We start from the raw sequence: 12,951 nt of genomic DNA, 5'->3' as shown, positions 1-12,951 counted from the left end.
TCACGAGGCCCGCGCCGCACCGCCGGGCGGCTCGAATGGCTCCGCGACCACAGCTGAAGAGTGGATGAAACGCGCCGCTTTCCTGATCGTGGCCGCTCGCCACGGCCGGGCGCTGCGCCTCTAACGGAGAGAGCTTGATGGGACGCTCGAAGACGGGGCTGCTGTTCGCGTGCGGGGTCGGAATGGCGCTGTTCGCCGGGGGGTGCTCGGAGGCAGAGGACGAGATTCCGGAGCCCCTCGGCGAAGCTTCGCAATCGCTCGCCCTGGCGGATCGGCTCGCTGAATGCGCGCAGGATCCGCGCGTGGTCGCCGGGCTCGTCTCGCAGGACATCTGCGCGGGCGCGGGGGTCTTCTTCCACGAGACGTTCGAGGGCAACGGCCGCACCTGCGGCACCTGCCACCCCGTGGCCAACAACACGACGCTCGACGTGCCGTTCATCCAGGCCCTCGACCAAACCAACCCCAATGACCCGCTCTTCGTGTTCCGGCAGGTGCCGGAGCTCGCCGAGCTCGAGACATCGGATCTGCTGGACGACGCGGCCATCCTCGAGAACGTGGACGGCTTCGCCGATCCGACGCACCGGTTCGTCTCGCGCGGGGTGAACCACGTCCTCTCGCTCAGCACCAGCATCCGGGCGGATTCGGGGGACGGCACCACCAATCCCCCCACGGAGCGGACCGGCTGGGGCGGGGACGGCTCGAGCGACGGCACGCTGCGCGGCTTCCTCAAGGACGCGATCACCCAGCACTTTCCCAAGCGCCTCGCCCGCGAGCCGGGCGTCGATTTCCGGTTGCCGACACCGGAAGAAGAGGACGTGACCCTGGCCTTCCAGCTCAGCCTGGGGCGGCTGAACGAGCTCGATCTGGCGAGCGTTCGCCTGTTCGACGCGGAGGCGGAGGACGGCCGGCAAGCGTTCATGGACCCGAACCGCGGCCGCTGCGACTTGTGCCACCACAACGCCGGCGCGAACTTCCAGGACACCGGCAACAACCGCAACTTCGACACCGGCACGCGCACCAAGGGGTCGCCGGTCAACGGGGGCAGCTTCGGGGGCGAGTTCCTCGCGGACGGCGGCTTCGGCGGGCGAGACCTGCCGGCGCCCAACTTCGACGCCACGGGCATCGGCTTCCCCAACTCGTTCGGCAACGGCACCTTCAACCCGCCGCCCCTCATCGAGGCCGCGGACACGCCGCCCTTCTTCCACAACAACCTTCAGATCAACGACAAGGCGGCTCCGGGCATCACCGACGCCGTCACGTTCTACGCCTCGACGCCCTTCCTCTTCTCTCCGGCCGCCCAGGAGCTCGAGCAGCGCTTCGGGACGCCGCTCAACCTCGTGCCGCTCGACGCGAACGCCATCGCTCGCTTCCTGCGCGCGCTGAACGCCGCCTTCAACGCCGACATCGCGAAGCAACGGCTGGACGCCGCGCGGGTGCTCGTCGACCAGTTCGCGAACACGCGCGCCGACGTGCAGCAGAAGCTGATGGAGCTCGCCCGCGTCGAGATCGACGACGCCATCGAGGTGATGGCCCCGATGACGCTGTATCCCGCCGCGGCGCAGCAGCTCGACCTCGCGCGCGCCGAGATCGCCCAGGGCCTCGCGGCGAGCTCGGCGGTCGAGCGCCGCAACCGCATCGTGAACGCGACCGCGCGCGTGACGACCGCCCGGGCCCAGTTCGGTCAGAACATCACCTTCGTGCTCGGCCAGGGCAACCTGATGTACTGAGCGCGGCCGTGGCGCCGCGCCCCCGCGCCGCCACGCCCCTCCTGCCCACCGAAGAGCCCGTCACCCGTCGGGGATGACCCGGGCGTAACGTGATCCCACCCACCCTCCCGTGCGCCGGGATAAACCGGCACGGAGACGGGTATGCGGAGACCTACGTCGAAGGGCCCCTCAGTCGATCGCGAACGTCGACAGGCGGGCGGCTCCACGGAAGACGAGGTAGACGTCGTGTCGCCCGTAAGCGCCGTCGAGCTCGGCGGTCGCGGTGGCGTAGGCGTACACGTCGCCCGTGCTCGGCACGACGGCGGTCCCAACCACCTTGCCGCGGACCGGATCGTCGAGCCGGATCTCGACGAGCGCGTCGCCCGCCTCGGCGCGGGCGAACCCGCCGCTGAAGTGGCTGGCACCGCTGCCCAGCTCCACATCGGAGAAGCGGAGCCAGTCGCCCGCGGTGGCGCCCACGGCATCGCCCCACTCCATGCTCTCGTCGACCAGCTCGATGCCGGCGTAGTCGTCGAAGTCGAGCGCTCGCGTCTCGCGGGCAAGGTCGCGCGCCGGGATGCGCTCGCCGCGCACGCGCACGACCGCGCTCCGGCGGATGTCGGCCGAGGAGGAGCCGACCATCAGCTCGACGCCAGCGGCCTCGAGGACCCAGCGGCTCCGGGTCACGTCCCAGTGGGCGAGGTCGGAGGCGGCGAAAGCGAGCTCGACCGTCCGCTTCTCGCCCGGCGCGAGATGGATCCGCCGAAACGCCCGCAGCTGCTTGGCGGGCTGCGGATCGCGCGACGATGGCTGGCGGCTGTAGAGCTGAACGACCTCGTCGCCGGCCCGCAGGCTCGTGTTCGTGACGTCGACGCGCACCGAGATCTGGTCGCCGGCCTGGACCGACCGGGCGCTCAGCTGGAGGTTGTCGTACCCAAAGGTCGAATACGACAGCCCGTATCCGAACGGATAGAGCGGATCACCGTCGAAGTAGAGATAGGTCCGCCGGGCCTTGATGATGTCGTACTCGAGGACGTCCGGCAGGTCGTCCGCCGAGCGGTACCAGGTCTGGGTCAGTCGCCCGGCAGGGTTGTGGTCGCCGAAAAGGACGTCGGAGATGGCATGGCCGGTTTCCTGGCCCGCATGGGTGGTCCACAGGATGGCGGGGACGTGGAGCTTCTCCCACGGGATGGTCACCGGATAGCTGTTCTCCATCACGAGGATGGTGCGCGGATTGGCGGCGAGCACCGCCCGTACCAGGGCGGACTGCCGCTCGGCCAGCGCCATCGACGTGCGGTCGTGATCCTCCCGCCCGTTGATGAACGGCATGCTGCCGACGACGACCACGGCGGCGTCGGCGCCTGTCGCCGCGCGCACGGCCTCGTCGACGCCGCTCCGGACCACGTCGACCGCGAAGTGAGCCGCGTTGGCCGCCTCGGTCGCGGTCAGGGCGAGCGCGCCGTCCTCGGCGATCGTCAGGTAGACCTCGGGTCCGGCCCAGTCGAATGCCTTCTCGTATCCGGCGTAGCGGATGGCGTGCGTGCCGTCGCTCTGCGGCTCGAGGACGAACTGCTGCTGGACGAACCAGCCGTACGGCTGGGCGGCGCGGTTCGCGAAGTTGGGGCCGAAGTTGAAGCGGTCGACCACCTTGCCGTTGGCCGCGCTGCGCAACGTGACGATGCCCTGCCCCCAGTCGAACACGTCGAACTCCTCGGTGGGACCCGCGCTGGCCGCGCCGACGCGCAGGATGTCCCCGTCCTCGTCCGCGCCGGCGGTCACGTAGCGGCCGCTCGCGACGTCGCGCAGCACGATCCGGTCCACGCCCTCGCTGGAGAGGACAGTGGCGCCGCTGAGCCGCTCGCGGATGCCGTCCAGGGGCGTGACCCGGTACGGCAGCGCCCCGGAGTACCAGTCCGTGTAGAGCGTGTCCGAGAGAGGCCCGACGACCGCGATCCGCCGCGTGGCCGACGGGTCCAGCGGCAGGAGGCGACGCCTGTTCGCGAGCAGCACCATGGCCTCGTCGGCGGCCCGGCGGGCCAGCTGGCGGTGCTCCGGGCTGTCGATGACCTCGGGCCCGATGCCGGCGTAGGGGCCCCCGTCCGGGTCGAAATCGCCGAGCCGGAGGCGGACGGAAAGGACGTGCTCGACGGAGGCGTCGATGTCCTCCTCGGTGAGAAGCCCTTGCGCGAGCGCCGAGTGGAGAATCTCGATGGTGCGCGCGCTGTTGGCGTCGTCGACGGTGAAGCTGTCCACTCCGGCCAGGAGCGTGGCCGCGAAGGCCTCCTCACTCGTGGCGAAGTACTTCTGCGAGGCGCTCAAGTTGTTGGGGGCCCAGGCGTCGGACACGTTGTAGAGCGTCTTCTCCGTCCAGCTCCGCACGACCTCGCCGACATCCGGGTTGACGGTGCACGGCCTGCCGTTGACCAGGTTGTAAGATGTCATGACGCCGGTCACGGCGTCGGCGGCGATGGGTATCTTGAAGGCCAGCTCGTCATACTCGTGCTTCACGCGGGGGCGCAGGTTCGACGACGTGGTGTCACGATGAATCTCGTTGTTGTTGGCGAGATAGTGCTTGATGACCGGCGCGGTCTTCAGGTAGAGCGGGTCGTCCCCTTCGAGGCCGCGCCCGTATGCCGTGGCGATCGCGCCGGAGAGGAGCGGGTCCTCGGAATAGCCCTCCTCGTTGCGCCCCCAGCGCGGGTCGCGCAGGAGGTTGACCACGGGCGTCCACACCTGCAGACCCCAGACGCGAGGGGCGAGCGCGTGATGGCCGCGAACCTCGTCTCCGACAGCCTCGCCGACCTGCCGGATGAGATCCGTGTTCCAGGTCGTCGCCAGGCCGATCGCCTGCGGGAACACCGTGCCGGTAGCCGTCACGACGGCGCCGCCGTTGTCGCGATCGGTGGACCAGGCCACTCCGTGCAGCGCCTCGGTGCCGGCCTTGAAGTCCGGAATGCCGAGCCGCGGAATGGCAGGCTGAAACTGATGCAGGAGCGAGATCTTCTCGTCGAGCGTGAGCCGGCCGAGGAGGTCGCGGACGCGGATCTCGATCCCCAGACCGGGATCCTGGAACGGCAGCATGTCACTCGCGCTCGAGTCCGAGGGGTGAAACGAAAGCGCGAGGACGAACGGAACGGAAGCAGCGATTGAGCGAAATCTCTTCATCGGTCGTCTCCTTTGGGACCGGGCGCCGTGGTTGAGCCCTTCTCTTCCAGCGTGATGACCAGCTCGCCGCCGGTCGCCCTGACCAGCGCTCCCCGCGGGTGCTCCGCGCTCTCCCCGCCTTCAACGGCCGCGACGCGGCGGTTGACGAGGAGAACGTTCCAGGCACCTGGGGCGCCCGCGGCCTCCACCCGCACCACCGGGCCGTCCCGGGACGTGGTGAACGTCGTGACCGCGTCCCCGTCCGCGCCCGGGATCACGGTGGTGACGCGGGCGCCGTCCGCCGGCTCGTACACGCGCAGCGTTACACCATCCGCGTGGTCGTAATCGGGACGGTCCTCCACCGCGCCCTCGGGGATCACCGCCCCCGGCCGGACGAGCAGCGGCACGCTGTCGAACCCGTGGCGCTCGCGCACCCAGCGGCCGCCCTCGACGCGCTCCCCGGTGAGGTAGTGCGTCCAAACGCCGCGCGGCACATAGTAGGAGAGCTCCCCGTCGGCGGAGAAGACAGGCGCCACAAGCAGGTCGTCGCCCAGCATGTACTGCCGCTCGAGATGCGTGCAGGCCGGGTCGTCCGGGAACTCGACGACCATCGCGCGCATCATCGGCAGGCCCTCGCCGTACGCCTGCCGCGCGGCCCCGGCCAGGTAGGGCATCAGCCGCATCTTCAGCCGGCTGAAGCGCCGCAGGACCTCCACCGACTCCTCGTCGAACAGCCATGGCACCCGGTAGGAGCGGCTTCCGTGCAGCCGGCTGTGCGACGATAGCAGCCCGAACGCGATCCATCGTTTGAACAGCGCCGGGTCGGGGGTGCCCTCGAATCCGCCGATGTCGTGGCTCCAGAAGCCGAATCCCGACATGCCCAGCGACAGGCCGCCCCGCAGGCTCTCCCCCATGCCCTCGAACGTCGACTCGCAGTCGCCGCCCCAGTGCACCGGGAACTGCTGCCCGCCCGCCGTGGCCGAGCGGGCGAACACGATCGCCTCGCCCTCGCCGCGCCGCTTGCGCAAGAGCTCGAACACCGTCTGGTTGTAGAGATAAGCGTAGTAGTTGTGCGCGCGGTCCGGGTCGGACCCGTCGTGGTAGACGACGTCGGTGGGGATGCGCTCGCCGAAGTCGGTCTTGAAGCAGTCCACGCCCATGTCGAGCAGCGCGTCGAGCTTGGCGGCGTACCACGCGCGGGCCTCGGGGTTGGTGAAGTCGACCACGGCCAGGCCCGGCTGCCACAGGTCCCACTGCCACACGTCGCCGTTGGGGCGCCGCAGCAGGTAGCCGCGCGCCCTGCCCTCCTCGAACAGCGGCGAGCGCTGCCCGATGTAGGGGTTGATCCAGACGCAGATGCGCAGGCCGCGCCCCCTGAGCCGGCGCAGCATCCCGGGCGGGTCGGGGAACACGCGTGGATCCCACTCGAAATCGCACCACCGGAACTCGCGCATCCAGAAGCAGTCGAAGTGGAACACGCTGAGCGGCAGGCCCCGCTCGGCCATCCCGTCGATGAACGAGGTGACGGTCGCCTCGTCGTAATCGGTGGTGAACGAGGTGGACAGCCACAGCCCGTACGACCAGCCCGGCACCCTCGCGGGCCGCCCGGTGAGCGCTGTGTACTTGCGCAGGATCTCCCTCGGCGTCGGCCCGTAGATGAGGAAGTAGCGCATCGACTGGCCCTCGACGCTGAACTGCGTCCGCGCCATCGCCTCGGAGGCCACCTCGAACGACACGCGCCCGGGATGGTCGACGAACACGCCGTAGCCCGCGTTGGTGAGGAAGAACGGCGCGTTCTTGTACGCCTGCTCGCTGGACGTGCCGCCGTCGGCGTTCCAGATGTCCACGACCTGGCCGTTCTTGACCAGCGGCCCGAACCGCTCGCCGAGCCCGTACACGAAGTGGTCCACGCCGAGGTCGAGCTGCTCGCGCACGTAGTGGCGGCCGTCGTCGGTGTCGATGATCGCCGTCGCCTTCTGCGCGCTGCCGGTGAGGCGGCGGCCCCGGGCCAGGAAGTCCAGCCTCCACCCCTCGCCGCGCCCGACCCGCACCGACAGCGCGCCGGAGGTCAGCGTGGCCGCCTCCTCGTCCAACGTCACCGCCCCGGTCGGGTCGGTGGCCAGCTCGAACGCCGGGCCGCGGGGCCGCTCGCCCGCGAAGTGCGTGATGGTGACACCGATGACGTCCGGCATCGGGGACGCGCAGGTGACGGTCACCACCGGTCCCTTGAGCAGGTCGCCGCGGTGCCGGATCCGCTGGACGGGCGCGTGCGCGACGAACGACGCCGGCCCGGCGTCGATGTCGAGGACCTCCATCGGGTAGACCGCGTGCACGCCCTTGCGCATCATCCAGTAACCGTCGCTGAACTTCATTCCTTGATCGCTCCTGCTGTGAGTCCGCGCGATAGCGTGCGCTGGAAGATGAGGAAGAAGACGATGGTCGGCAGCAGGCCGAGCAGCGCGGCGGCGCTGGACATGGTGGCGTCCATCAGCCGCTGCCCCTGCAGCACGCCGAGCGCGACCGAGACCGTCTGGTTGTCGTTGGAGATGAGGAAGACGAGGGGGATCAGGAACTCGTTCCAGGTCCAGATGAAGAAGAAGACGAGCATCACCGCCAGCGTGGGCCGCACGACCGGCACGATCACCCGCCACAGGATCTGCCACCGGCTGGCGCCGTCTATCCGCGCCGCGTCCAGCAGCGGCCGGGGGAACGCCGACATCACCGACGACAGCAGGTAGGTGCCGAACGCGCTCTGGACGACGGCGAACACGATGATCACGCTGATCCGGGTGTCGTAGAGCCCGAGCTTGTTGGCCAGGTAGTACAGCGGGTAGACCAGCGACTCCTGCGGCAGCGTGTTGGCCATCAGCAGCAGGACCAGCACCCACATCCGTCCCTTGATCCGGCCGATGCCCAGCGCGTAGGCGTTCAGGACCGACAGCAGGACCGCCAGCACGGCCACCGAGCCGCTGATGAGCAGGCTGTTGAGCAGGACGTGGCCGAAGCCGACGCGCTCCCAGAAGTCCTTGATCCCCTCGAGATAGAATCCCTCCGGCGGGGCGAGCGGGCCGTTGGCGGTGTACTCCTCCGGCGTCTTCAGCGCGTTGAAGACCACCACGGCGAAGGGGATCAGCATGATCCCGGCCAGCGCGGCCAGCGCCACCAGCACCGCGTAGGCCGACGGACCCCGGCGGCGCCGCCGCGGCCGGTTCCGCGCGGGTGCGCTCACCGGGCTCTCGGTCAGCGTCACGGTCACCGCTCCTCCCCCAGCTCACCGCCCTGCAGCCGCAGGAAGGCGATGGTGAGCGCGATGATGATCAGCGTCAGCACTGTGGCGACCGCGGAGCCGTAGCCGACGTCGGTCTTCTCGAAGAAATTGACGTAGGAGTAGTAGGACGGCACGCTGGTCGCGCCTCCCGGGCCGCCCCTGGTGAGCACGAAGATGTGCGGGAACGCCTTGAGCGCAGCGATCGTCGTCCACAGCAGCACCACGAAGATCTCGGGCCTGATCTGCGGGATGGTGACGTGCCAGAAGCGTTGCGCCCACGAGGCCCCGTCGATCTCGGCCGCCTCGTACAGCGAGGGGTCCACGCGCTGCAGCCCGGACATGAAGATCACGAGGGGGAATCCGATCTGGATCCAGACCATGACCCCCATGACGCTCCACAGCGCGGTGGCGGGATCGCCGAGCCAGTCATGCGCGAGCGAGCCGAGCCCGATCGCGTCCAGCAGGACGTTCACCGCGCCGTTCTCGGGGGCGAGCAGCCAGCTCCACACGATGCCCGCGATGACGATTGGCAGGACCTGCGGCAGGTAGATGCAGGCGCGCAGGGCGCTGGCGGTGCGCGGGCCGAAGTGCCGGTCGATCAGGTCGGTCAAGACGGAGGCCAGCACGAGACCGATCATCGTCGGGAGGATCGCCATCCCGACGATGACCAGCGCGTTGTGCCGGAACGACGCCCAGAACTCGCCGTCGGTCGCCAGCTCCCGGTAGTTGTCCAGCCCTACCCACGTCGGGGTGCCGACGCCGGCCCACTCGGTGAAGCTGGTCCCGATGTTCATCAGGAACGGCGCCCCGATGACCCCGGCGAACAGCAGCAGCCCGGGGATCAGGTAGGGCAGGTAGGCGAGCCGGTCACGCCCCGTCAAGCTGCGTGTCGTCACTTGGGCAGGCCGCTGTCGTAGGATCTCTGGATTCCGCTGAGCACCGACTGCGGCGAATCGCCGTTCATGAGCTTCTGGGTATGCGAGACCCACTGATCGTAGAAGCCCGCGACCGGCCAGTCCGGGTAGTACGCCAGGCCGCTCGACTGGGCGAGGGTGTTGAAGTCGTCGTTGAGCTTCTTGGCCCTGGGCTCGGTGATGGCCGAGCTGTCGGCCGCCACCGGCACCGCGCCCGCGTTGCCGAGAATGTTCTGGATCTTCTTCTTCAGCGTGATGTCGATGAAGTCGTAGGCGAGCTGCTTGTTCTTCGATCCTGCCGGCACGACCCACAGATTTCCGCCCGATCCGAGGGTCATCTTGGCGCCGGGCCACACGGAGGTACCCCAGTCGAATTTGGCCTCCTTGGCCACGCGGCCGAACCACCAGCTCCCGGAGAACATCATCGGGAACTTGCCGCTCATGAACGCTACCCCGGCATCCTCGGCCTTGGCGCTGACCGAGTTCTTGGCGATGTAGCCCTTCGTCACCCAGTCGGCGAACGTGGTCGCCCCGTACGTCCATGCCGGGTCGGTGAAATCGGCCTTGCCGGTGTAGCGCTGGAACGCGTTCACCCACGGCTGGTCGGCCTTCTCCAGCGCGAGCTGGTAGACGTACTGCTGCGCCATGTACTCGGCGCCGGCGTTCGCCAGCGGCGTGACGCCCTTGGCGACGAACGCGTCCATCGCCTTGGTGAGCTCGTCGAACGTGGTCGGGACCTGGAGGTCGTACTTCTTGAACAGGTCCTTGTTGTAGTAGACCTGCGTGTACTCGGCGTAGTTGGGGACCCCGTACCACTTGCCGCCGCCCATGATGCCCTTTTCGTCGTACCTGGCGACGGCCTGCACGTTCGGGCTGATCAGCTTGTCCCAGCCGCGCTTGGTGACCTCGGGCGTGAGGTCCTCGAGCAGGCCCTGCTTGGACAGCAGCCCGGCGGTCGCGTTACCCTTGTTGTACTCCATGACGTCGGGGGCGCTCTTGGAGTTCATGATCATGGGCGCGGTCTTCTGGATCTGCTCGAAGCCCTTCTCCTCGAGCTTGACCTTCACGCCCGGATGAGTGGCCTCGAACTCCTTGATGGCCTCGTTCCAGGCCACGCCCATGGCGCTCTCGGGAGCCTCGTAGTGCCAGATGCGCAGCTCCTTGCCGCCGGACTCGCCGTCGTCGCTGCGACTGCACGCGGCCAGCGTCAGGGTCCCTGCGGCGAGCAGCGCTGCGCCCGTGACTCTTGTGATCATAAATTTCCTCCGGGGTGAGAAACGGGCATCGGCCCTCCTTTTCGAAGCGCTTCGAGTGGCCGAGATGATAAACGACATGTGAACGTTCACACAACAAGGAAACCCAACAAAATGCTGGTCACGCGTTCACCTGGGAGAGTGTGGGCGACGTCGCCGCCAGGCGCACCTGGAGGCAGCGGCCATGAAGCTCGCGTCCATCATGCTCGACAGCGCATAGGGCCCCGCGCCTGGCCGCTTCACTCGGATCCCGATCCTGCTCTTGCCCAGGTATTCGCGGCAGGTTTTTCCGATACGAGGTTCCTGATCAACACCAGCTACCCCAGGAGGTCACTCCGCTGGCTGCGGAGCCCTCCGTGCCAATGTGCCTGAAACACCGACCCTCAATGCGCGTACTGTCGGAGGGCGAGTCCGGAGCGTTTGATGAAAGAAGAGCAGCCCTCTCAGCAGACGATCCAGGCGCATTGTGCGCTCCGCGCGCGATTCTCCGTGCGATGCGCAGCCACGCCCGGATCCGGCGGCCGCGCGCACTGGCGCGCGGCGGAGGCAGGCGGCCTTCATGAAAGGGGGTTTGCCAGGCGGATCGGTTGTGCCGAAGATGGCATCACGCTGCGCCGTGGGGGTGAGGCCCACGTCGCGTCACGACAGCTCTCTCTTGCGTTGGAGCAGGTGGATGAACGTACGACTCGTTGCAGGTCTTTTCGTGCTGGCGCTGTCGGCTGCCGCGGGCTGCGGAGACGATGACGGCCAGGTCGGCGCCGGCGGCAATGGCGGCTCCGGCGGCGCTGGCGGTGGCGGCGGCGTCGACGCCACGAGCACCGGAACTGGCACCGGCGGTGGCGGCGGCGGCGGCGCCGAGCCCACCGGCGGAGGCGGTGCTGGCGGCGCCGAGCCCACCGGCGGAGGCGGTGCTGGCGGCGCCGAGCCCACCGGCGGAGGCGGTGCTGGCGGCGCCGAGCCCACCGGCGGAGGCGGTGCTGGCGGCGCCGAGCCCACCGGCGGAGGCGGCGGTGCCGAGCCAACAGGCACCGGTGGCGGCGGAGGCGGCGGTGCCGAGCCAACCGGCACCGGTGGCGGCGGCGGCGCCGAGCCAACCGGCGGTGGCGGTGCTGGCGGCGCCGAGCCCACCGGCGGAGGCGGCGGCGGCGCCGAGCCAACCGGCACCGGCGGCGGAGGCGGCGCCGAGCCAACCGGCACCGGCGGCGGCGGCGGCGCCGAGCCAACCGGCACCGGCGGCGGCGGCGGCGCCGAGCCAACCGGCACCGGTAGCGGCGGAAGCGGGCCGGCGGGCGCGCTGTACGAGGCCTGCGCGATGGACGATGAGTGCACCGGGGACATCTGCCTCTCCGAGGAGGAACTTGGATACCCGTCCGGGCTCTGCTCGGACCTGTGTGAGCCCGCGGCCGAGCCAACGCCGGGCGGAGAGTGCGACGGCGGGGTCTGTCTTGATATCTTCGATGGCGTGGGCGCGTGCCTGGCGCTCTGCAGCGCGTCGTCGGAGTGCCGCGACGGTTATGCCTGCGAGGACATCGGCGGTGGCATCCGGGCCTGCGTCCCGAGGTGCACCTCGAACGCGCAGTGCCCCTCGCTCGGCGTGTGCGACACCCTGAGCGGCGTCTGCACGCCAGGCGAGACGGACTGCGCGAACCACGAGGACGACGACGGGGACGGGTCCTACGACTGCGCGGACACCGACTGCGCCGCGACCTGCACCCCGATCGCCGAGGCCGCCTGCGCGAGCGCGACACCGATCGTCTCGACGACGATCCACGGCGACACGTCGGGGGGCACGAGCGGGCTGGAAGGGACCTGCTACCTCGGCAACACGGGGCACGGACCGGAGGAGATCCACCTGTTCACGCCGCCCGCCGGGCAGTCGGGCACGCTCGTGGTCGAGCTCGAGTCGCCGACCGAGCATAGCGTCTATGCCCGTAGCTCGTGCGCGGACATGCTCTCCGAGATCGACTGCTCCGACGAGAACTACCCCCACGATGGTTTGCCCGACGAAGAGCGGATCGAGATCCACGTGAGCGACGGCCAGACCGTGCCGATCGTCGTCGACTCCTATGAGCCGCGGGAGGCCGGTCCCTACACCCTGAACGTCAGCTTCACGCCGGTCGTCTGCGGCGACGGGACCGTCGGCTCGGCCGAGCAATGCGACGACGGCAACACCACGAGCGGCGATGGCTGCTCCGCCACGTGCGCCTACGAGCCCGACGTGCTGTGCGAGAACGCGGTCGAGCTCGTGATCGGCGAGAACACGGGCAACACGGCGACCGGCCCCTCGGTGTTCGAGGGCAGCTGCCTCGGATGGGACGCGCCGGAGACGATCCACAGGTTCACGCCGCCGAGCGACGGCGCGCTCACGCTGACGCTGTCCGCCGAGACCGACCTGGGCATCTACCTGCGCGAGAGCTGCGCGGACTTCGGCTCCGAGCTCGCGTGCGTCGACGACGAAGGCCGCGGCCATGACGAGACGCTCGTGATCGATGTCACCGGCGGCGAGCCCCTGTTCGTCATCGTCGACGCCTACACGTCGATCAACAGCGGCCCCTACACGCTCACCGTCGCCTTCACCCCCGCTCCCTGAGGTCGACGCTGCCGTCGCGGGCGCTCACCGTGGGACCCGATTGGCAGGAGTTCAGGCTGCCTTTCGACACTTCCCT

7 protein-coding genes are annotated in these 12,951 nt (G+C 69.3%); 2 read left to right on the top strand and 5 right to left on the bottom strand.

The genetic code is table 11. From position 1 onward, the window contains the following. Window positions 1–137: 137 nt before the first annotated feature. Window positions 138–1,727, top strand: coding sequence for a hypothetical protein (locus tag WMF29_RS35380; RefSeq protein ID WP_437324515.1), 1,590 nt, complete (start codon window positions 138–140; stop codon window positions 1,725–1,727). 168 nt (window positions 1,728–1,895) lie between these two features. On the opposite strand, the gene WMF29_RS35375 is transcribed toward WMF29_RS35380, so the two are convergent. From WMF29_RS35375 to WMF29_RS35355, 5 genes are all read right to left on the bottom strand, one after another. Further along, entirely contained in the window at window positions 1,896–4,871 is a 2,976-nt protein-coding gene (locus WMF29_RS35375) for a glycoside hydrolase family 3 C-terminal domain-containing protein (protein WP_437324514.1), read from the bottom strand. Continuing rightward, window positions 4,868–7,222, bottom strand: coding sequence for an alpha-xylosidase (gene yicI, locus WMF29_RS35370; RefSeq protein ID WP_437324513.1), 2,355 nt, complete (start codon window positions 7,220–7,222; stop codon window positions 4,868–4,870). Before yicI ends, WMF29_RS35375 begins: the two co-directional genes overlap by 4 nt. Beyond that, a complete protein-coding gene (locus tag WMF29_RS35365; protein WP_437331200.1) occupies window positions 7,219–7,986 on the bottom strand; it encodes a carbohydrate ABC transporter permease in 768 nt (255 codons plus the stop codon). Before WMF29_RS35365 ends, yicI begins: the two co-directional genes overlap by 4 nt. Before the next feature lie 116 nt (window positions 7,987–8,102). After that, the gene (locus WMF29_RS35360) at window positions 8,103–8,999 is read right to left on the bottom strand and encodes a carbohydrate ABC transporter permease (protein WP_437324512.1); all 897 of its coding nucleotides are present in this window, start codon (window positions 8,997–8,999) and stop codon (window positions 8,103–8,105) included. Window positions 9,000–9,010: 11 nt separating this feature from the next. Beyond that, window positions 9,011–10,288 carry an ABC transporter substrate-binding protein gene (locus WMF29_RS35355; RefSeq protein ID WP_437324511.1) on the bottom strand — a complete coding sequence of 426 codons (1,278 nt, stop codon included), beginning with the start codon at window positions 10,286–10,288 and terminating at the stop codon, window positions 9,011–9,013. Between the two features lie 670 nt (window positions 10,289–10,958). On the opposite strand from WMF29_RS35355, the gene WMF29_RS35350 reads away from it, so the two are divergent. Continuing rightward, window positions 10,959–12,875 (top strand): DUF4215 domain-containing protein, encoded by a 1,917-nt coding sequence (locus WMF29_RS35350; protein ID WP_437324510.1) that lies wholly within the window; start codon window positions 10,959–10,961, stop codon window positions 12,873–12,875. The last annotated feature ends 76 nt before the right edge of the window (window positions 12,876–12,951 follow it).

Source organism: Sorangium sp. So ce381 (assembly GCF_051473845.1).
GTDB classification, from domain to species: domain Bacteria; phylum Myxococcota_A; class Polyangia; order Polyangiales; family Polyangiaceae; genus Sorangium; species Sorangium atrum.
Note: the sequence above shows the minus strand (reverse complement) of the source record. Positions and strands in the feature narration are given on the sequence as shown.